Origin of the sequence: Catellatospora chokoriensis (assembly GCF_011297315.1) — a bacterium.
Classification (GTDB): domain Bacteria; phylum Actinomycetota; class Actinomycetes; order Mycobacteriales; family Micromonosporaceae; genus Catellatospora; species Catellatospora citrea.
Map to the genome: position 1 here is coordinate 1 of NZ_JAAOTI010000055.1, position 20,141 is coordinate 20,141.

Here is a 20,141-nt window from a genome sequence, read left to right on the forward strand (position 1 = left end):
GGCGGGCGGGGCGGGACAGGGCGGAGCGGGTCAGATCAGGCGGAGGGAGGTGCGGGGGATCGAGTCGGTGTAGCCGAGGCGGCGGTAGAGGGCCAGGGCGCGGGTGTTGTCGGACATGACGCCCAGCGAGCTGACGCCGAACTCGGTGATCAGGCGGCGGGTCAGCGCGGTGGTCAGGGCGGCGCCGTGGCCGCGGCCCTGGGCGGCGGACGCCACGGCGATGCCGGCCAGGAAGCCGACGCCGTTCGGGCTGCGGTCGCCCGCGACGGCCACCACCCGGCCGCCTTCGCGGATGCCGTACCACTGCCGGATGCGCGGATCGCCGGGGCGGCTGGTGCTGTGCGGCAGCGCGTCGTCGAGCACCGCGGCGACGGCGTCATGGTCGGCTTCGCCCAGGGCGACCACGGCGTCCTCACCCGCGTGCGGTGCGGGCGCGGCCGTGGTCCAGAGGAAGTCCCAGTCGTCGTGCACGTCGGCGGGCAGCGCCGCGGCCGTCTCGGCGCGGGTGAGCCGAGGCAGGTGGAGCCAGCAGCCCTCGGCCAGCGCGCCCTCGGCGGCGAGCCGGGCGAACAGCGCGGCGACCGGGGCGGCGTCGCCGAGCGAGGCGGCCACCGGCCCCCACGGGCCGAGCGAGGTCCAGGCCAACGCGCCGTCCAGCAGGTAGCCCCGGACGTCCGCACCGCCCGCGGTCAGGCGCGCGTACGGATGGCCGTCCACCTTCGCGAGCAGGTCGTCACGTCCGATGAAGTCAGGGGTGATCGCCACGAGGTCACCTTACCGGTCGGGCCGGCGAAGATCGGCTGAGGCGGCCCGTGGCGGTGCCGGGTATCGTCTGCGTGATGCAGACCGACGGCCTCTTCTCCCTGGAGCCCACGACGGCTGATCGGTCGATCAGCTCGCCGGGGTTCGAGGCGCCGTCGCCGGACGCCCCGCTGGCCGTCCGGCTGCGCCCGTCCGGCATCGACGAACTCGTCGGCCAGGACCACCTGCTGGCTCCCGGCGCGCCGCTGCGCCGCCTGGTCGCGGGCGGCGCGCCGATGTCGGTGATCCTGTGGGGGCCGCCCGGCTGCGGCAAGACCACCATCGCGCACCTCGTCGCCGAAGCCGACGACCGGCACTTCGTGGCGATGTCCGCGCTGACCGCCGGGGTCAAGGAGGTGCGCGAGGTCATCGACACCGCGCGTCGGCGCCGCCGGGCCGGCGGCGCGCCCACCGTGCTGTTCATCGACGAGGTGCACCGGTTCACCAAGACCCAGCAGGACTCGCTGCTGGCCGCGGTGGAGGACCGGACGGTGACGCTGCTCGCGGCGACCACGGAGAACCCGTACTTCTCGATCATCTCGCCGCTGCTGTCGCGCTGCGTGCTGCTGACGCTCAAGCCGCTGGACGACGACGCGGTGCGGGGCCTGGTGCGCCGCGCACTGGCCGACCCGCGCGGCCTGGGCGGCACGGTCACCATCGCCGCCGAGGCCGAGGACCACCTGGTCCGGCTGGCCGGCGGCGACGTGCGCAAGGCGCTCACCGCGCTGGAGGCCGCGGCCGGCTCCGCGCTCGCGATCCACGACGGCGACGGCGTGCCCGAGATCGACGTGGCCACCGCCGAGCGCGCGGTCGACGTCGCCGCGCTGCGCTACGACCGCGCGGGCGACGCCCACTACGACGTGATCAGCGCGTTCATCAAGAGCATGCGCGGTTCGGACGTGGACGCGGCGATGCACTACCTGGCCCGGATGCTGACCGCGGGGGAGGATCCGCGCTTCATCGCCCGCCGCCTGATCATCTTCGCGAGCGAGGACGTCGGCCTGGCCGATCCGACGGCGCTGACCGCGGCCGTGAACGCCTCGTACGCCGTGCAGCACGTCGGCCTGCCCGAGGCGCAGCTGAACCTGGCGCAGGCGGTGGCGCACCTGGCCACCGCGCCCAAGTCCAACGCGGTCACCACGGCCATCTTCGCGGCGATCGCCGACGTGCGGGCCGGCAAGGCCGGCTCGGTCCCCCCGCACCTGCGCGACGCGCACTACGCGGGCTCGAAGGGCCTGGGCCACGGCATCGGCTACCGCTACCCGCACGACGACGCCCGAGGTGTGGTGGGTCAGCAGTACCCACCCGACGATCTCGTGGGCGTGGACTACTACCGTCCCACCGGACACGGTGGCGAACGGCACATCGCCGAACGCCTGCCGAAACTGCGCGCCGTGGTCCGGGGCACGGGCAACACCGGACGCAGCGAGGAGAAGCCGTGAGCGAACGCAGTGAGCGAACTATGGGGCTCAGTGCGGCTCAGCAGGCCGACGAGCGAAGCGAGGAGAACTCGGTGGGTGAGCGCAGCGAACGAGCCCAGCGGCTCAGGTTGGCTCATCAGGCCGGCGAGCGAAGCGAGGAGAACTCGGTGGGTGAGCGCAGCGAACGAGCCCAGCGGCTCAGGTTGGCTCATCAGGCCGACGAGCGAAGCGAGGAGAACTGATGAGCAGGGCCGACGCGACCGACGGACGGGGCCGGAAGAAGGGCCGCGGCGGTGAGGGCGAGGAGGTCCCGCAGGAGGAGACCGGCTGGCTCGACGACCTGCGCGGCGCGAAGCAGGCCAAGGACCAGTTCGACGACAGCGACTTCACCGACGGCGGCAGCAGCCGCTGGGACAAGCTGAGCGCGCTGAGCGACGACGCGCCGGCGGGCCGTGCCCCGGGCGCCCCCGCTGCTCCGGCGGACGCCGCCCGCCGCCCGCGCGGTGGCGAGGCCCCGGCGCGCCGCCGTGACGAGGACACGGCGGGCGGTGCCCGCCGTGCCGGTGAGGACACCCAGGGCGGCCGCAGGCGCACCCCGGAGGAGCCGCCCGCGGGCCGCCGCCGGGCCGACGGTGAGCCCGCCGGCCGCCGGACTGCCGAGGAGCCGGCCGGCCGCCGTGCCGCCGCCGAGGAGCCGGCCGGCCGCCGTGCTGCCGGCGAGGACACGCTGACCGGTCGCCGCCGCGCCGACGAGGACCCCGCGGGCCGCCGCCGCGCCGACGAGGACACCGCGGCGGGCCGTCGCCGCGCTGGTGAGGACACGTCCGCGGGCCGCCGCCGGGTCGACGACGAGCCCACCGGCGGTCACCGCCGGGCCGCCGAGGAGCCGGCCGGCCGCCGTGCCGCCGCCGACGACACCGGCAGCCGCCGCCACGTCGCGGACGAGCCGGCGGGCCGCCGCGCCGGGCGGCCGGAGGCCGAGGAGCCGCGCCGGGGCCGCCCCGAGCCCGCGCCGATGGAGCCACCGCCGGGCCGGGCCCGCCCGGACCAGCCGCTGCGCAAGCCGGGGGGCGAGCCGCCGGTGGTCCGCCGCCGTGAGATGGACCCCACCCGTACCGGCGAGATGCCTCGCATCGGCAACCCGCCGGCCGGGGACGGCATGCGCGGCCGCCCGGCCATGCCCCCGGCGGGCCCGGGCAAGCCGGCCGCCCCGACGGGTATGCCGGGCTCGCCGGCGGTGCGCCCGCCGGTCCGGCCCGAGCCGCAGCGCGCGGGCTTCCCGGCCGTCAGCCCGGTCTCCCCGCCGCCCGCACCGGCCCGCCCGAACCGGGGCGGCGTGCCCGTCCCGCCGGCCGGTCCGGCGCAGGGCGGCCCCGCCCCGCTCGGGGGTATGCCGCCGCAGGCGGGGCCCAGCGCCGGCCCCGGGCCGATGGCGGGACCGATGCCCGGCACCCACGCCGGACCCGGCCCGAAGCCGGGCGGTCCCGGGGTGGGCCCCGGGCCCGCCGCCGGTGGACGCCCGCCGGGCCGCCCCGAACCGATCGCCGTACGCCCACCGGACCCGAACGCCGTGGTGCCGCCCTCCGGCGACCGCCGGGCCGGACTGGCCGCGAGTGTCGACGTGATCCGCGGCGCCCGGTCGGAGGTGCGCAAGCAGCTGCGCGAGCAGCAGCGGCTGCGCATGTGGACGCTGATCGCGCTGGTGGCCGTCATCGTCGGCGCGCTGCCGTTCTACTTCGTGCTGCGCGCGGCGACCCGCGACCCCGTGCTGACGACCCTGGACGCGCTGGACGTGCCGTCGTGGGCGGTGACCTCCGGCAAGACCGAGGACAACATCTACGGCAGCCGGTGGTGCCTGATCGACTGCCGCTACCGCGAGCGCTCGCTGGAGTCCAGCAAGGGGATCGACGAGACCACGCAGGCGTACACCACGGCGCTCACCGACGCCGGCTGGGCCCGCTGGGACGTGGCCAGCTGCGTGCTGGACGAGGGCACCCAGGGCGAGTACTCCTGCTGGCGGCGCGACGAGTTCACGCTGGACCTGTGGGTTCGTCCGATCACCACACCCGAGTGCTCCAACCTGCTGCGCAACCGGCCGACCATCGGCCCGAGCGACGAGCCGGAGGCCGAGCCCAGCGCGGACCCGTCGGCCGCGCCCGCGGGTGACCCGGATGCCTGCAAGGGCTCCGCGGTGACCATCAAGGTGCAGAACACGGTCGCCGACGACCGCATCCGGTTCACCGCGGACCCGAACGGTGACCAGGGCCCCGGCACGGACGAGGAGACCGGTGAGGAGCCCGGGGCGGAGAGTCCTGCCCCGACACCGTCGGCGAGCTGAGCCCGGCTGCTGCGAGCGCCGTCGCGGCGGGCGGTAGGGTCTGCACGTCAGGACAAAGTGCGACGTGCGGAGGATGTGGCATGTCTGGAGGCGAGATCGCGGCGCTGATCGCGGCGGGTGCGTTCGCGATGCTGGTGCTGGTGCTTGCCGTGCCGATCCTGCGGCTGCGGCACACCGTCGACGCCGCCACGGTGACGTTGCGGCAGGTCAGCCAGCGCACGGGGCCGATCCTGGACAACGTGAACCTGACCGTCGACAACGTCAACACGACGCTCGGCCAGACCCAGGTCACGCTCGACGGGGTCAACGTGCAGCTGGCGAAGGTCGACGTGATGACCCAGCACCTGGCGGCGACCACGGCCAACGTGTCGAACCTGGTGAGCGTGGTCACCGCGACCGCGGCCAGCCCGCTGGTGAAGGCGGCCGCGTTCACCTACGGCGTGCGGCGCGCCACGGCGGCCCGCAAGGAAGCCGATGAGGCGAAGTCGGTGCGTGACGAGCTCAAGGCGCGCAAGCGCACGCGGCGGGGCTGAGCCATGATCCGCAGGCTGCTCTGGCTCGGCGTCGGCATCGGCGTCGGCGTCGTGGTGGTGCGGTTGGTGACCCGCCAGGCGCGCAAGTTCACCCCGGCCGGGCTGGCCGGGACCGCCCAGGAATCCATTGGTCACGCCGCTGGCTCCATGCGTAGTTTTATGGATGACGTCCGCGACGGCATGACCGAGCGCGAGGACGAGCTCCTGGCGGCGTTCGAGGACGGTGTCTCGATCGAGCCCGTCGACCTGCCGTGGGCCCACGGGGTCGGCAGCAAGTTCTATCAGTTCAAGCAGCAGCAGGAAGGTGAGCAGCAGCGATGAGGACCGCGGAAGTCAAGCGCCGGTTCCTGGCGCACTTCGAGGCCAACGGGCACACCGTGGTTCCGAGCGCTCCACTGCCGGCCATCGACGATCCGAACCTGCTGTTCGTCAATGCCGGCATGGTGCAGTTCGTGCCCTACTTCCTGGGCCAGCAGACCCCGCCGTTCCGGCGGGCGGTCAGCGTGCAGAAGTGCATCCGGACGCCGGACATCGACGAGGTCGGCAAGACCTCCCGGCACGGCACGTTCTTTCAGATGAACGGAAATTTCTCCTTCGGTGACTACTTCAAGGAGGAGGCGATCCGCCTCTCCTGGGACCTGATGACCAAGCCGCTCGAGGCGGGCGGGTTCGGCATCGACCAGAGCAAGATCTGGGCGACGGTGTATCTCGACGACGACGAGTCGATCGGCTACTGGCGCGCGGTGGGCCTGCCGGCGGAGCGCATCGTGCGCCGCGGCAAGGCGGACAACTTCTGGTCCATGGGCATCCCGGGGCCGTGCGGCCCGTGTTCGGAGATCTACATCGACCGCGGCCCGGCCTACGGCCGCGAGGGCGGTCCGGAGGTCGACGAGGACCGCTACATGGAGGTCTGGAACAACGTCTTCATGCAGTACGAGCGGGGTCCGGGCACCGACAAGGAGAACTACCCGATCCTGGGCGACCTGCCGGCGCAGAACATCGACACCGGCATGGGCCTGGAGCGGATGGCCTCGATCATGCAGGGGGTGGACAACCTCTACGAGATCGACGAGGTCCGCCCGCTGATCGACAAGGCGTGCGAGCTGACCGGCAAGCGCTACAACGTCAGCCACACCACCACGGCGGCCGAGTCGCACCCCGACGACGTGCGGCTGCGCGTCATCGCCGACCACGTGCGCACCTCGCTGATGCTGATCGGCGACGGCGTGACCCCGTCCAACGAGGGCCGCGGCTACGTGCTGCGCCGCATCATGCGCCGGGCGATCCGGGCGATGCGCCTGCTCGGCTACGAGGACCCGGCGCTGCCGGAGCTGCTGCCGGTGGCGCGCGACAGCATGTCGCCGTCGTACCCGGAGATCGCGACGGACTTCGGCCGCATCTCGCAGTACGCGTACGCCGAGGAGGAGGCGTTCCGCAGCACGCTGCGCGCGGGCACGACGATCCTGGACGTGGCGGTCGCCGACACGAAGAAGGCCGGTGGCAAGACCCTCGCCGGCGACAAGGCGTTCCAGCTGCACGACACCTACGGCTTCCCGATCGACCTGACCCTGGAGATCGCGGCCGAGCAGGGCCTGTCGGTGGACACCGACGGGTTCAAGCGGCTCATGACCGAGCAGCGCAAGCGGGCCAAGGCTGACGCGCAGGCGCGCAAGACCGGCCACGCCGACCTGTCGGCGTACCGGGGCGCGCTGGACGCGGGCGGCGCGGTGGAGTTCACCGGCTACGCCGAGGTGTCGCGCGAGTCGAAGGTGCGCGCGCTGATCGGCGGCGAGGGCCTGATCACCTCGGCGAGCGAGGGCGAGCTGGTCGAGGTCGTGCTCGACGTCACGCCGTTCTACGCCGAGGGCGGCGGCCAGCTGCCCGACCTGGGCCTGATCACGGTCGGCGGCGGCAAGGTCGAGGTGCTCGACGTGCAGCAGCCGCTGCCGGGCCTGATCGTGCACAAGGCGCGGGTCGTCGAGGGCGAGGTCCGCTCCGGCGAGGCCGGCTACGCGCAGATCGACGTGGAGCGTCGGCGGGCGATCTCCCGCGCGCACACCGCGACCCACCTGGTGCACCAGACGATGCGCAACTTCCTCGGCGAGTCGGCGACCCAGGCGGGTTCGCTGAACGCACCGGGCCGGCTGCGGTTCGACTTCAACACCCCCGGCGCGGTGCCGGCCAGCGTGCTGCACGACGTCGAGCAGCAGGTCAACGAGGTGCTGATGAGCGACCTGGAGGTGCGCGCGTTCGTCACCTCGCAGGCCGAGGCCAAGCGGCTGGGCGCGATGGCGCTGTTCGGCGAGAAGTACGGCGAGTACGTGCGCGTCGTCGAGGTCGGCGAGTACGCCCGCGAGCTGTGCGGTGGCACCCACGCGGCCCGCTCGGGCCAGCTGGGCCTGGTGAAGATCCTGTCGGAGGCGTCGATCGGCTCCGGGGTGCGCCGGGTCGACGCGCTGGTCGGCATGGACGCGTTCCGGCACCTCGCCAAGGAGCACCTGCTGGTGTCGCGCCTGGCCGAGCTGTACCGGGTGCCCAGCGAGCAGGTCGCCGACCGGGTCGAGCAGACCGTGGCGCAGTTGCGCGACGCGGAGCGCGAGCTGGAGAAGATGCGCGCGCAGCTGGTGCTCGGCGGGGCGGCGGCGCTGGCCGAGGGCGCGCTCGACCTGGGCGGCGTGGCGTACGTGGGCACCGAGGCGCCGGAGGGCGCGGCGGTCAACGACGTGCGCACGCTGGCGCAGGAGGTGCGCGGCCGGTTCCCGGCGGATCGTCCCGCGGTGGTCGCGGTGGCGTCGCGGGCCAACGGCAAGGCGTCGCTGATCGTGGCGGTCAACGAGGCGGCCAAGTCCCGCGGCGTGTCCGCGCAGGACCTGGTCAAGGGTGCGCTGTCGGGCCGGGGCGGCGGCAACGCCGACCTGGCGCAGGGCGGCGGCGTGCCCGCCGACCAGGCTCCGCACCTGCTGGCCGCGGTGCAGAACGCGGTGCAGAGCCGCTGATCCGAGCTGTTCCTCCGGAGCTCCGCCCGCTGCGTTCGCGGCAGTGGGCGGAGCTCCGGTCTTTTCGTGTGGAGGGAAAAGTCATGGCGTGGACCCGTGGGGTGCGGCTGGGTGTCGACGTGGGCACGGTGCGGATCGGGGTGGCGGTGTGCGATCCGGACGGGATCTTGGCAACCCCGCTGGTCACCGTGGCACGCCAGGCCAAACCGGATGATTCTGACATTTCGGCTGATATGGTGGAGATCGCGCGCCTGGTGGCGGACCATGGCACGGTGGAGGTGGTGGTGGGCCTGCCCATCAACCTCGCCGGGGTCGAGGGGCCGGCCGCCAAGCACGTGAGGGCATACGCCGACGCCCTGGCGGGTCTGATCGCGCCGGTGCCGGTGGTGCTCGCTGACGAGAGGATGTCCACCGTCACGGCCACCCGGCGGCTCTCCGACCGCGGTGTCCGGGGCAAGCGGCAGCGTGCCGTCGTCGACCAGGCGGCTGCGGTGGAGATCCTGCAGGGTTGGCTCGACGCGCAGCGAAGGCGAGCAGGATGATCGACGAACTGGACCGTGCTTTCGACGACGACCACGACGAAGATCCCCGGCAGGAGTTGCCGCCGGGCGAGGCCAGTCGTCAGCGGAGGCGGTTCAGCTGGCTGCGGTCCATGCTCGCCATGGGCCTGGCCCTGGTGCTGCTCGGGGCGCTGGGCATCGGCGCCGTGGTGGTTTACCAGAAGATCAGCGGGGCGCTCGGCACGCCCGACTGGGCCACCTCCGCCGACGGCCACGAGGTGCAGATCGAGATCAAGAGCGGGGACACCCAGGCCCAGATCGCCCGCACCCTGAAGGCGGCCGGCGTCATCGCCAGCGAGAAGGCCTTCATCGAGGCGGGTGAGCGCAACCCGGACGCGCTGCGCATCCAGCCGGGCTTCTACAAGATGCGCACCCACATGAGCGCGAAGGACGCGGTGCTGCGCCTGCTGGACCTGAAGAACCGGATCGTCAACGGGATCACCATCCCGGAGGGGCTGAGCTCGTTCCGGGTGTTCAAGCTGCTGGCGTCCAAGACGGGAATCCCCGAGGCCGACTTCAAGGCCGCCGCCGAGGACCCGATCGCGCTCGGGGTGCCCGACTGGTGGTTCAACCGGACCGACGACAAGAAGGTCGCGCGGTCGGTCGAGGGCTTCCTGTTCCCCGACACCTACGAGTTCGCCCCGAACGCCACCGCGGACGGCATCCTGCGGGTCATGGTCAACCGCTTCCTCACGGTCACCGGCAGCATGAGCTTCGCGGAGACGGTCCCGGCGCAGCTCGGCGGGATCGCGCCGTACGAGGCGCTGATCGTGGCCTCCCTCGCCCAGGCCGAGGCGGGCAACGCCGACGACTTCGGCAAGGTGGCCCGGGTCGCCTACAACCGGGTCTACAAGCGGATCCCGGACCTGACCTGTGCCTGCTTCCAGTTCGACGTGACCGTGAACTACTCGCGGGAGCTGGCCGGCAAGGACCCCAAGCCGTCCAGCGGGCTGTCCCACGACGAGCTGACCGACCCGAAGAACCCCTACGGCCGCAACGCCGAGGGGATGATCCCCACCCCGATCAACAACCCGGGCAAGGCCGCGCTGGAAGGCGCGATGGAGCCGCCGAAGGGTGACTGGTACTACTTCGTGGCGACCGACAAGCAGGGCCACTCGGCCTTCTCGGAGACTTTCGAGGAGTTCTGCCAGGACAACGAGATGGCCGTGAAGAACAAGGTGCTCAAGCAGAGCTCTTGTTGAGCCGCCCGTCTTGTCCGAATGCGCCCGATAGATCCTGGGTGGAAGCTGAAAACCCACCGTCCGCCCGGGGGTGTGCAAAACCCTTCACGTGTAACGTAGCCGCCGATGGCGACCCGTACGCGAGAGGGCACCGATGACTGACGAGCTTTTCCTGTCGTTCGAGGAGCACCCCGAACGCGGCCAACAGCGGCGTCGGCACGGGGTGGACAACAACCGTGGCCGCAACACGAACAACAAGAAGAAGAAAAAGAAGAAGAAACGCGGCCGCGGCCGCTCCTTCCTCGCGCTCTTCCTCACGCTGTTCCTGCTGGGCGGCCTCGCCGGCGGTGCGTACCTGGGCTACGACAAGATCAAGAACTTCCTGGTCACCCCCGACTACACCAGCGCGGCATCCTCCGCCGAGGTCGAGGTGGAGATCAAGCAGGGCTCCCGTGGCCTGGACATGGCCAAGGTGCTCAAGAGCGCGGACGTGATCAAGAGCGAGCAGGCGTTCATCGAGGCGTGGGAGAACAACCCCGACGCCAAGAAGATCCAGCCCGGCCTCTACAAGCTGCGTGTGCAGATCAGTGCCGCCGACGCGATCACCCTGCTGCTCGACACGAAGAACCGGATGGTCAACGGCATCCTCATCGCCGAAGGCCTGAGCACCTTCAAGATCTACAAGCTGCTCTCGGAGAAGCTGGGCATCCCGGAGGCCGACTTCAAGGCCGCGGCGAAGGACCCGATCGCGCTGGGCGTGCCCGCGTGGTGGTTCAAGCGGGAGGACGGCAAGAAGGAGAGCCGCTCGATCGAGGGCTTCCTGTTCCCGGACACCTACGAGTTCCCGAAGAACGTGACCGCCAAGTCGGCACTGGCGATGATGGTCGAGCGGTTCATCAAGGTCACCGGGGACATGGGCTACGCCGAGAAGGCCGCGACGCTGAACATCTCGCCGTATCAGGCGCTGATCGTGGCATCGCTGGCCCAGGCCGAGGCGGGCAACGCCGACGACCTCGGCAAGGTGGCCCGGGTGTCCTACAACCGCGTGTTCAGTGAGAAGGCCGTCGCCGAGATCGGCACCTGCCACTGCCTGCAGTTCGACGTGACCGTCAACTACTCGCGGGAGATCGCGGGCAAGCCGCCCGTGCACTCCAGCGAGCTGAGCCAGGCCGAGCTGACGGACACGAAGAACCCGTACAACCGCAACGCCAAGGGCCTGCCGCCGACGCCGATCAACAACCCCGGCAAGCTGGCGCTGGCGGGGGCGGCCGACCCGCCCAAGGGCGACTGGATCTACTTCGTGGCCATCGACAAGGAGGGCCACTCGGCCTTCTCGGCGACGCACACCCAGTTCTGCAAGGACAACCAGACGGCCGTGAAGAACAAGGTGCTGCCGCGGAGCTCCTGCTGATGCATGCTGCGGTCCTCGGCAAGCCGGTCAGCCACTCGCTGTCGCCCGTCCTGCACAACGCGGGCTACGCGGCGGCGGGACTGACCGGCTGGTCGTACACCGCGATCGAGTGTGCCGAGGCCGACCTGCCCGCCTTCGTGGCGGGTCTGGACGCCGAGTGGGCGGGGCTGTCGCTGACCATGCCGCTCAAGGAGGTGGGGCTGGCCGTCGCGACGGCGGTCAGCCCGATCGCCGCCGCTGTCGGGGCCGCGAACACGCTGGTCCACCAGAGCGACGGCAGCTGGCGGGCGGACAACACCGACGTGCCGGGCATGGTCGCGGCGCTGCGCGAGGCGGGCATCAGCGCGGTGTCGCGGGTCGCCGTGCTCGGCGCGGGCGGCACCGCGCGGGCCGCCGTGGCGGCGGCGGCGCAGCTCGGGGCCGACTCCGTGATCGTGTACGCCCGCCGCGCCGAGGCGATCGACGAGCTGCGGCCCGTGGCCGACGCGCTCGGCGTGCCGCTGGCCGGCGCGGGCTGGCCGGCGGCGGAGGAGTGCGCCCGCGCCGACGTGGTGATCTCGACGGTGCCCAAGGGCGTCGCCGACCACCTCCAGGTGCCGTGGCGGGCCAAGACGGTGCTGTTCGACGCGCTCTACGACCCGTGGCCCACCCCGCTGGCCGCCTCGGCGCAGCGGGCCGGAAACCGGATCGTGTCCGGTTTGGATCTTCTTCTGAATCAGGCTTTGGGGCAGTTCGAGCAGTTCACGGGCGTGGCCGCGCCCGTCGAGGCGATGCGCGGGGCACTACGGGACGCGCGCCGCCGCTAGCCTGTCCGGGTCGGTGCGACCCTGGGGAGGCAGACCGGTGACGGAAGAGTTCTTTCTCGCGTTCGGCGACGAGCAGGCGCCGCATCGGCCCCACCGCCAGGCGCAGCGGCCGAACCGGCGCAAGCGCCGCAAGCGCCGCCGCGGCCGCACCGGTCTGGCCGTGATCCTGACGCTGCTGCTGCTCGGCGGAGCGGGAGCCGGGTTGTATCTCGGCTACGACAAGCTCAAGGGATACCTCAGCACGCCGGATTACACCTCCACGGCGGGCACGGCCGAGGTGACGCTGGAGATCCCGGAGCAGGCGACCGGCGGCCAGATGGCCAAGCTGCTCAAGGCCAAGGACGTGATCGCCAGCGAGCAGGCCTTCCTCGACGCGTGGGAGGCCAATCCGAAGGCCGCGAAGATCCAGCCGGGGCACTACAAGCTGCGGGTGCGGCTCAGCGCGGCCGACGCCATCACCATGCTGCTCGATCCGGCCCGACGGGTGGTCAAGGGGATCACGATCCCCGAGGGGCGGTCCTCGTTCGGGATCTACAAGCTGCTGGCCGAGAAGCTGGGCATCCCGGAGGCGGAGTTCAAGGCCGCGGGCCAGGACCCGGTGAAGCTGGGGGTGCCGGCGTCCTGGTTCGACCGGGACGGCAGGAAGGTCACCAAGTCGATCGAGGGCTTCCTGTTCCCGGACACCTATGAGTTCCCGCCCGACGTCACCGCGCAGTCCGCGCTGGAGCTGATGGTGCAGCGCTTCCTGGCCGTCACCGGCGAGCTGAAGTTCGCCGAGAACGTGCGGGCAGGGCTGAAGACGACCCCCTACGAGATGCTGATCATCGCCTCGCTGGCGCAGGCGGAGTCGGGCACCCTGGCCGACCTGCCGAAGGTGGCCCGGGTCGCCTACAACCGGATCTTCAAGCCCAAAACGGGCGTGTGTACCTGCCTCGAGATGGACGTGACCATCAACTACTGGTTCGAGACCAAGGGCAAGCCGATCAAGGAGTCGGGGCAGATGACCTCGGCCGAGATGAACGACAAGAACAACCCGTACAACCACAACGTGCTGTTCCTGCCCACGCCGATCAACAACCCCGGGCGGGCGGCGCTGGCGGGCGCGGCCAAGCCGGCGAAGGGCGACTGGTACTTCTTCGTCGCGGTCGACAAGCAGCGCAACTCGGCCTTCTCCTCGACGTACGCGCAGTTCTGCCAGGACAACGACACCGCGGTGCGCAACAAGGTGCTGGCCCGCAACTCCTGCGACTGAACGGGACCGGTGCGGTGACATCGCGGTGAATTCGCCCGGATGTCACCGCACCGTCGATCACCGGCCGCCCGCGGCCGCTGGACTCCTCCCGACGCAACTGTGCATGGAGGAGTAGACGATGGACCGACGTGACCTTTTCCTCGCCGGGGCGCTGGGCGCCGCGGTGGCGACGCCCGCGCTCATCGGCGTGCCCGCGTGGGCGTCCGGCGACGACCGTGACAATGGACCGATGCGTGACCATGACCGGGGCCGTCCGCTGGTGGTCGGGCACCGGGGCGCCAGCGGCTACCGGCCCGAGCACACCCTCGCCTCCTACGAGCTGGCGGCCCGGATGGGCGCCGACTTCATCGAGCCCGACCTGGTCAGCACCCGCGACGGCGTGCTGGTGGCACGCCACGAGAACGAGATCTCGGGGACCACCGACGTCGCCGCGCGGCCCGAGTTCGCGAGCCGCCGGGTCGCCAAGACGATCGACGGCGTGACGGTGACCGGCTGGTTCACCGAGGACTTCACCCTGGCCGAGTTGAAGACGCTGCGGGCCGTGGAGCGGCTGCCCGCGGTGCGCCAGCGCAGCACGGTCTACAACGGACTGTTCGAGGTGCCGACCTTCACCGAGGTGCTGCAGCTGCGCGAGCGGCTGTCCAAGGAGCTGCGCCGCGAGATCGGCGTCTACCCGGAGACCAAGCACCCGACCTACTTCCAGAACGTCGGGCTGCCGCTGGAGCGCCCGCTGGTGGCGGCGCTGCGCCGGGAGGGCCTGGACCGCCGGGACGCGCCGGTGTTCGTGCAGTCCTTCGAGGCGGCGAACCTGCGCGAGCTGCGCTCGGCGCACCGGGTCAAGGCGCCGCTGGTGTTCCTGGCCGGCGCGGGCAACCCGTTCGACGACCCCCGTTCGTACGCCGAGTACCTGAGCCCGGCCGGCCTGTCCGGGCTGGCCGACGTGGTCAACGGGATCGGGCCGGACAAGGGCCTGGTCATCCCGCGGGCGGCCGACGGCTCACTGGCCGCGCCGACGTCGCTGATCGCCGACGCGCACCGCGAGGGCCTCAAGGTGCACCCGTACACCTTCCGCGCGGAGAACCAGTTCCTGCCGGTGAACCTGCGCAACGGCGCGGTGCCCACGGAGTACGGCCGGATCCTCGACGAGCTGGCGGCATACCTGGCCGCGGGCGTGGACGGCTTCTTCACCGACAACCCGGACCTGGGCGTGCTGGCCCGCGCGCTGCACCGGGCCTGATCCGGCGCGCACGGCCACCGGACCGCGAAGCGCCACGGTGGCCGTGCGCATTCTAGAGATATCAGCGTGTTTAGTCCTTAATATCCGATTTTCCTCGATACTCTGGCGCGGTTGTCCGTCGTCGAGTCAGCCGGGAGTTACGAGATGAGCGCGCGCAGGGTCGCCGTGGCCGGTGAGGTGGCGCTCGCCATCGTGGTGATCGTGGTCGCCGGACTGGTGTCGTTCGTGAACCCGGCGAGTCCGGCCGCCGTGGCGTCGATCCCGCCGCTGCCCCCGCAGATCAGCGAGCCGTCCGTCGACGGGCAGCTGCTCAACGGCGCCGACGTGCACATGGAGGCGCAGCCCTTCGCCGACCCGGACGTACGCGACGAGCACTTCTGCAGCGACTGGGAGATCTGGTCGGCCGCCCCCGAACCGGTCGAGCGGGTGTGGACCGCCGAGTGCGTGCACGGCGCCGCCCGGCTGCACACCCACCTGGGCAACGGCAAGTTCAGCGGCTCGCTGGCCGGCAAGGCCGAGCTGCCGCCCGGCCGCACCTTCGAGGTGCGCTCGCGCTTCCGCTCGTCCTCGGCGGACCCGGCCACCCAGTGGAGCCCGTACTCGGTCCGCACCTTCCAGACCGACGTGCAGCTGGAGCCGCTGCCCGGTGCGCCACAGTGGCGCGCGCTGCAGGACGGCTACGTGGTGGAGGAGGTCGCGTCCGGGTTCGCGCTGCCCGTGGGCATCGCGATGGCGGCGGCCCACCCGAACGCCCCGGACGCCCCGCGCTTCTACGTCAACGAGCTCTACGGCCAGATCAAGGTGGTGCGCGGTGACTTCAGCGTCGCGACGTACGCCAAGAATCTGTTGAACTTCGACCCGACCGACAAGTTCCCCGGCGACGGTGAGCTGGGGCTGGGCGGCATCGTGGTGGAGCCGGAGTCCGGCGACCTGTTCGCCTCGATGGTCTACAAGGCGGGCAGCAAGCTCTACCCGAAGGTGGTCCGGATCACCAGCTCGGACGACGGCATGACCGGCACCGGCGTGAAGACCATCCTGGACATGAAGGGCGAGGACATGGTCGCCTCGCACCAGATCTCCAACCTGACCATCGGCCCGGACGGCAAGCTGTACGTGCACGTCGCCGACGCCTTCGAGCCCAAGACGGCCAAGGACAAGAACTCCTTCCGGGGTAAGGTGCTGCGGGTCAACCTGGACGGCAGCGCCCCCGAGGACAACCCGTTCTACGACGCCAAGGACGGGATCAAGGCCAAGGACTACATCTTCGCGCTGGGCTTCCGCAACCCGTTCGGCGGCGCGTGGCGGGCCGCCGACGGCCAGCACTACTCGGTGGAGAACGGCCCGTCCATGGACCGGTTCGCCCGTGTCACCCGGGGCACCGACTTCGGCTGGTACGTCGGCGACAGCGCGATGAAGAACAAGGCGCTCTACAACTGGACCGTCGCGCACGCGCCGGTCGGCATCACCTTCGTGCAGGAGGAGGGCGGCCAGGGCGCGGGCTTCCCGAAGGAGGTGTACGGCAACGCCTACATCTCCGAGAGCGGCCCCACCTACGCCTCCGGCCCGCAGGTGCGCGGCAAGCGCATCGTGATGTTCGCCTTCGACGACAAGGGCAAGGCCACCGGGCCCAAGACGCTGATCGAGTACAACGGCAACGGCAAGTCCACCGTCGCCGGGCTGGCCGCGGGCGCGGACGGGCTGTACTTCAGCGCCCTCTACCCCGACGACGTCAAGGACGGCCCGTACGCGGCCAAGTCCAAGATCTACCGGGTGCGGTACGCCGAGCAGGCCGGGGCCGCGCCCAAGACCAGCGGCGTGGACAAGAAGCTGTGCACCGACGACGAGCTGAAGGTCACCGCCGCGCCCGCCAAGACGACCGTGGCACGCAAGAGCCCGCTGAACATCACGCTGAAGGTGCAGAACACCTCCAAGCGCTCCTGCACCCGCGACGTCGGCGCAGACCTGCAGGAACTGCAGCTGCTGCGCGACGGCGAGAAGGTCTGGTCCTCGGACGACTGCGGCCCGCTGCACGGCAACCAGGTGGTCCGCTTCGGGCCGGGCCAGTCCCACACCTACACCGTGACCTGGAACGGCAAGGCCAGCAACACCTGTGTGAAGAAGGGCCGCCGGGTGCCCGCCGGGGCCGCGCCCGCGGTCGGGCCGTACGAGATCGTGGCCCGCGTCGGCAGCGACCGCAGCGAACCGGTCACGATCAAACTCAAGTGACCGCAGCATGGAACGGACGGGACGCAGCTCACGTGACCTGCGTCCCGTCTGGTGACACCGGCGGGGCGTGCCGGGCGGGCGGCCGGTGCGCCGTGACAGACTGGTGATCGTGTTGCGTTGGCTGACCGCAGGGGAGTCGCACGGGCAGGCGCTGGTCGCCGTGCTCGACGGCGTGCCCGCCGGAATCGAGATCACCAGTGACGAGATCGGCCACGAGCTGGCCCGCCGCCGCCTCGGCTACGGCCGCGGCGCGCGCATGGCCTTCGAGCAGGACGTGGTCACGATCCTCGGCGGCGTGCGCCACGGGCGCACCCTGGGCAGCCCGGTCGCGATCCAGGTCGGCAACTCCGAGTGGCCCAAGTGGCAGACCGTCATGTCCGCCGACCCGGTCGACCCGGACCTGCTGGCCGCGCAGGCCCGCAACGCCCCGCTGACCCGCCCCCGCCCCGGCCACGCGGATCTGGCGGGCATGCAGAAGTACGGCCACGACGACGCCCGGCCGATCCTGGAGCGCGCCAGCGCCCGGGAGACCGCGGCCCGCGTCGCGGTCGGCACCGTGGCCAAGGCTCTGATCAAGCAGGCGCTCGGCATGGAGGTGCTGTCCCACGTGGTGGAGCTGGGCTCCGTGGTGGCCAAGTCCGGTCTGGTGCCGGTGCCCGGCGACACCGAGCGCATCGACGCCGACCCGCTGCGCTGCCTGGACCCGCAGGCCAGCGAGCGCATGGTGGCCGAGGTCGACGCGGCCAAGCGCGACGCCGACACCCTCGGCGGCATCGTCGAGGTGCTCGTCTACGGCGTCCCGCCGGGCCTGGGCACGCACACCCAGTGGGACCGCAAGCTCGACGCCCGCATCGCCACCGCGCTCATGTCCATCCAGGCCATCAAGGGCGTGGAGATCGGCGACGCGTTCACCCAGGCCCGCTCGCGCGGCTCGGTCGCGCACGACGAGATCGTGCCGACGCCCGACGGCGTGAAGCGGATCACCGACCGGGCCGGCGGCCTGGAGGGCGGCATGACCTCCGGCGAGCCGCTGCGGGTGCGCGCCGCGATGAAGCCGATCTCGTCGCTGAACCGCGCGCTGTCCACCGTGGACGTGACCACGGGCGAGGTCGCCACCGCCATCAACCAGCGCTCCGACGTGTGCGCGGTGCCCGCGGCGGCGGTCGTCGCCGAGGCGATGATGGCGCTGGTGCTGGCCGAGGCCGCGACCGAGAAGTTCGGCGGCGACTCGGTCACCGAGATCCGCCGCAACCTCGCCGGCTACCTGGACAACCTGCTGATCCGCTGAGAGACCGCCGTGTTCGCGCCGCGGCGCGGACAGGGAAGGGGAAGACCGTGAGCAAGCCGTTGTGCGTCCTGGTCGGCGCGCCCGGGGCGGGCAAGTCCACCGTCGGGCGCCTGCTGGCGCAGTCCTACGGGGTGCCGTTCCGCGACACCGACGCCGACGTGGAGGCCATCGCCGGCAAGCCCATCTCGGAGATCTTCATCGACGAGGGCGAGCCGCACTTCCGGGCCATGGAGACGGCCGCGGTCGCGGCCGCGCTGGCCGAGCACGAAGGCGTGCTGGCGCTGGGCGGCGGCGCGGTGCTCGCCGAGGACAACCGGGCGCTGCTGGCCGGGCACACCGTGGTCTACCTGAGCGTCGACCTGTCGGACGCGGCGTCGCGGGTCGGGCTGGGCCAGGGCCGGCCGCTGCTGAACTTCAACCCGCGGGCCACCCTGCGCTTCCTGCTCGACCAGCGGCGGCCGCTCTACCAGGAGGTCGCCGTGCACACCGTGGTCACCGACGGGCGCACCCCGGAGGAGATCACCGCCGAGCTCGTCGAGCTGCTGAAGGGCTGACATGTCCGAGCTGACCCGGATCGCCGTGGGCGGCGACCAGCCATACGACGTGCTGGTCGGGCCCGGCGTGCTGGCCGAGCTGCCGGCTCTGGTCAAGGGCGCGGACCGGGCCGCGGTGCTGTACGCGCCGCCGGTGCGCGCGTACGCCGAGCAGGCCGCGGCACACCTGGTCGACGCGCGCATCCAGCCCGTGATGATCGAGGTGCCCGACGCCGAGGCCGGCAAGTCCATCGCGGTCGCCGAGCGCTGCTGGGACGAGCTGGGCCGGGCCTCGTTCACCCGCAACGACGTGGTGGTCGGGGTCGGCGGCGGCGCGGTCACCGACCTGACCGGCTTCGTCGCCGCCTGCTGGCTGCGCGGGGTGCGCTGGGTGCCCGTCTCCACCAGCATCAACGGCATGGTCGACGCGGCGGTGGGCGGCAAGACCGGGGTCAACACCGCCGCGGGCAAGAACCTGGTCGGCGCGTTCTACCCGCCCGCCGGGGTGCTGTGCGCCACCGAGGCGCTGGCCACCCTGCCGACCGCGCAGCTGCTGGCCGGCATGGCCGAGGTGGTCAAGGGCGGCTTCATCGCCGACCCGGTGATCCTCGACCTGGTCGAAGCCGACCCGGCGGCGGCCGTCGACCCGGCCGGTCCGGTGCTGCGCGAGCTGATCGAGCGCAAGATCGCGGTGAAGGCCCACGTGGTCGGCGAGGACCTGCGCGAGTCCGGGCTGCGCGAGATCCTCAACTACGGCCACACCCTCGGCCACGCCATCGAGCGGCGCGAGCAGTACCGCTGGTCGCACGGGCACGCGGTGAGCGTCGGCCTGGTGTACGCCGCCCGCCTGGGCGTGCTCACCGGCCGCCTCGACGAGGCCTCCGCCGCCCGCCACGCCGACATCCTGCGCTCGCTCGGCCTGCCGGTGTCCTATCCCGCCGACGCCTGGGACGACCTGCGCGCCACCATGTCGGTGGACAAGAAGGCCCGCGGCAGGGCGCTGCGCTTCGTGCTGCTGGACGGCATCGCCCGGCCGGTCACCGTGCCGATCGACGACGAGGCGCTGCTCGCGCAGGCCTACCGGGACATCGCCTCCTGAAGGAGACCGCCATGAAGGTGTACGTGCTCAACGGGGTCAACCTCGGCCGGCTCGGCACCCGCCAGGTCGACGTGTACGGCGTCACCACGTACGCGTCGCTGGTGGAGCTGTGCGAGAAGACGGGCGCGCTGCTCGGCCTGGACGTGGAGTGCCGCCAGACCGACCTGGAGGGCGAGCTGGTCGGCTGGCTGCACCAGGCCGCCGACGAACACGCCGCGGTCGTCCTCAACCCCGGCGCCTGGAGCCACTACTCCTACGCCGTCCGCGACGCCTGCGCCATGCTCAACGCCCCCCTCATCGAGGTGCACATCTCGAACATCCACACCCGCGAGGAGTTCCGCCACCACTCGGTCGTCTCCGCCGTCGCCACCGGCGTCATCGCCGGCCTGGGCACCGACGGCTACCGCCTAGCCCTGGAACACCTCTTCCACCGCCTCACCGACTGACCCCCCACCCCCC

At 71.8% G+C, this 20,141-nt stretch carries 18 protein-coding genes; 17 read left to right on the forward strand and 1 reads right to left on the reverse strand.

Features of this window, described 5'->3' with window-relative positions; translation table 11 throughout:
* Positions 1-30: 30 nt before the first annotated feature.
* A complete protein-coding gene (locus HAV39_RS41260) occupies positions 31-765 on the reverse strand; it encodes a GNAT family N-acetyltransferase (protein WP_191844521.1) in 735 nt (244 codons plus the stop codon).
* A gap of 74 nt (positions 766-839) precedes the next feature.
* Here HAV39_RS41260 and HAV39_RS41265 point away from each other — a divergent pair, with 74 nt between their 5' ends.
* From HAV39_RS41265 to aroQ, 17 genes are all read left to right on the forward strand, one after another.
* Entirely contained in the window at positions 840-2,243 is a 1,404-nt protein-coding gene (locus tag HAV39_RS41265) for a replication-associated recombination protein A (RefSeq protein WP_191844522.1), read from the forward strand.
* Positions 2,240-2,464, forward strand: a complete 225-nt coding sequence (locus tag HAV39_RS41270; RefSeq protein WP_191844523.1) for a hypothetical protein — start codon at positions 2,240-2,242, stop codon at positions 2,462-2,464. Before HAV39_RS41265 ends, HAV39_RS41270 begins: the two co-directional genes overlap by 4 nt.
* On the forward strand, positions 2,464-4,560 hold the full coding sequence (locus tag HAV39_RS41275) for a hypothetical protein (protein WP_191844524.1): 2,097 nt from the start codon (positions 2,464-2,466) through the stop codon (positions 4,558-4,560). The genes HAV39_RS41270 and HAV39_RS41275 overlap by 1 nt, the downstream gene beginning before the upstream one ends.
* An 80-nt stretch (positions 4,561-4,640) precedes the next feature.
* Positions 4,641-5,093, forward strand: a complete 453-nt coding sequence (locus tag HAV39_RS41280) for a DUF948 domain-containing protein (protein WP_155389947.1) — start codon at positions 4,641-4,643, stop codon at positions 5,091-5,093.
* Between the two features lie 3 nt (positions 5,094-5,096).
* A complete protein-coding gene (locus HAV39_RS41285) occupies positions 5,097-5,414 on the forward strand; it encodes a hypothetical protein (RefSeq protein WP_191844525.1) in 318 nt (105 codons plus the stop codon).
* Positions 5,411-8,089, forward strand: coding sequence for an alanine--tRNA ligase (gene alaS / locus HAV39_RS41290; protein WP_191844526.1), 2,679 nt, complete (start codon positions 5,411-5,413; stop codon positions 8,087-8,089). Before HAV39_RS41285 ends, alaS begins: the two co-directional genes overlap by 4 nt.
* An 83-nt stretch (positions 8,090-8,172) precedes the next feature.
* Positions 8,173-8,631, forward strand: coding sequence for a Holliday junction resolvase RuvX (gene ruvX, locus HAV39_RS41295; protein ID WP_191844527.1), 459 nt, complete (start codon positions 8,173-8,175; stop codon positions 8,629-8,631).
* Entirely contained in the window at positions 8,628-9,851 is a 1,224-nt protein-coding gene (gene mltG, locus HAV39_RS41300) for an endolytic transglycosylase MltG (protein WP_191844528.1), read from the forward strand. Before ruvX ends, mltG (HAV39_RS41300) begins: the two co-directional genes overlap by 4 nt.
* 133 nt (positions 9,852-9,984) lie before the next feature.
* A complete protein-coding gene (gene mltG, locus HAV39_RS41305) occupies positions 9,985-11,241 on the forward strand; it encodes an endolytic transglycosylase MltG (protein WP_191844529.1) in 1,257 nt (418 codons plus the stop codon).
* Positions 11,241-12,047: a shikimate dehydrogenase gene (locus HAV39_RS41310; protein ID WP_191844530.1), complete on the forward strand. Its 807-nt coding sequence runs from the start codon at positions 11,241-11,243 to the stop codon at positions 12,045-12,047. The genes mltG (HAV39_RS41305) and HAV39_RS41310 overlap by 1 nt, the downstream gene beginning before the upstream one ends.
* 37 nt (positions 12,048-12,084) lie before the next feature.
* Positions 12,085-13,299 carry an endolytic transglycosylase MltG gene (gene mltG, locus HAV39_RS41315; protein WP_191844531.1) on the forward strand — a complete coding sequence of 405 codons (1,215 nt, stop codon included), beginning with the start codon at positions 12,085-12,087 and terminating at the stop codon, positions 13,297-13,299.
* Positions 13,300-13,417: 118 nt separating this feature from the next.
* On the forward strand, positions 13,418-14,536 hold the full coding sequence (locus tag HAV39_RS41320) for a glycerophosphodiester phosphodiesterase (RefSeq protein WP_191844532.1): 1,119 nt from the start codon (positions 13,418-13,420) through the stop codon (positions 14,534-14,536).
* Between the two features lie 144 nt (positions 14,537-14,680).
* Positions 14,681-16,762 carry a PQQ-dependent sugar dehydrogenase gene (locus tag HAV39_RS41325; RefSeq protein ID WP_191844533.1) on the forward strand — a complete coding sequence of 694 codons (2,082 nt, stop codon included), beginning with the start codon at positions 14,681-14,683 and terminating at the stop codon, positions 16,760-16,762.
* Between the two features lie 109 nt (positions 16,763-16,871).
* On the forward strand, positions 16,872-18,050 hold the full coding sequence (aroC, locus tag HAV39_RS41330) for a chorismate synthase (RefSeq protein WP_191844534.1): 1,179 nt from the start codon (positions 16,872-16,874) through the stop codon (positions 18,048-18,050).
* Between the two features lie 47 nt (positions 18,051-18,097).
* Entirely contained in the window at positions 18,098-18,604 is a 507-nt protein-coding gene (locus HAV39_RS41335) for a shikimate kinase (RefSeq protein WP_239120691.1), read from the forward strand.
* Position 18,605: 1 nt separating this feature from the next.
* A complete protein-coding gene (aroB, locus tag HAV39_RS41340) occupies positions 18,606-19,682 on the forward strand; it encodes a 3-dehydroquinate synthase (protein ID WP_191844535.1) in 1,077 nt (358 codons plus the stop codon).
* An 11-nt stretch (positions 19,683-19,693) separates the two neighbouring features.
* Positions 19,694-20,128 carry a type II 3-dehydroquinate dehydratase gene (aroQ, locus tag HAV39_RS41345; protein WP_191844536.1) on the forward strand — a complete coding sequence of 145 codons (435 nt, stop codon included), beginning with the start codon at positions 19,694-19,696 and terminating at the stop codon, positions 20,126-20,128.
* Positions 20,129-20,141 lie beyond the last annotated feature (13 nt).

Excerpts from the sequence above, each read along its gene's own strand:
- HAV39_RS41275 (WP_191844524.1), top strand. The coding sequence starts at position 2,464 with ATGAGCAGGGCCGACGCGACCGACGGACGGGGCCGGAAGAAGGGCCGC.
- alaS (WP_191844526.1), top strand. The coding sequence starts at position 5,411 with ATGAGGACCGCGGAAGTCAAGCGCCGGTTCCTGGCGCACTTCGAGGCC.
- HAV39_RS41280 (WP_155389947.1), top strand. The coding sequence starts at position 4,641 with ATGTCTGGAGGCGAGATCGCGGCGCTGATCGCGGCGGGTGCGTTCGCG.
- aroB (WP_191844535.1), top strand. The coding sequence starts at position 18,606 with ATGTCCGAGCTGACCCGGATCGCCGTGGGCGGCGACCAGCCATACGAC.
- HAV39_RS41320 (WP_191844532.1), top strand. The coding sequence starts at position 13,418 with ATGGACCGACGTGACCTTTTCCTCGCCGGGGCGCTGGGCGCCGCGGTG.
- aroQ (WP_191844536.1), top strand. The coding sequence starts at position 19,694 with ATGAAGGTGTACGTGCTCAACGGGGTCAACCTCGGCCGGCTCGGCACC.
- HAV39_RS41310 (WP_191844530.1), top strand. The coding sequence starts at position 11,241 with ATGCATGCTGCGGTCCTCGGCAAGCCGGTCAGCCACTCGCTGTCGCCC.
- mltG (WP_191844528.1), top strand. The coding sequence starts at position 8,628 with ATGATCGACGAACTGGACCGTGCTTTCGACGACGACCACGACGAAGAT.
- ruvX (WP_191844527.1), top strand. The coding sequence starts at position 8,173 with ATGGCGTGGACCCGTGGGGTGCGGCTGGGTGTCGACGTGGGCACGGTG.
- HAV39_RS41265 (WP_191844522.1), top strand. The coding sequence starts at position 840 with ATGCAGACCGACGGCCTCTTCTCCCTGGAGCCCACGACGGCTGATCGG.
- mltG (WP_191844529.1), top strand. The coding sequence starts at position 9,985 with ATGACTGACGAGCTTTTCCTGTCGTTCGAGGAGCACCCCGAACGCGGC.
- HAV39_RS41325 (WP_191844533.1), top strand. The coding sequence starts at position 14,681 with ATGAGCGCGCGCAGGGTCGCCGTGGCCGGTGAGGTGGCGCTCGCCATC.
- HAV39_RS41285 (WP_191844525.1), top strand. The coding sequence starts at position 5,097 with ATGATCCGCAGGCTGCTCTGGCTCGGCGTCGGCATCGGCGTCGGCGTC.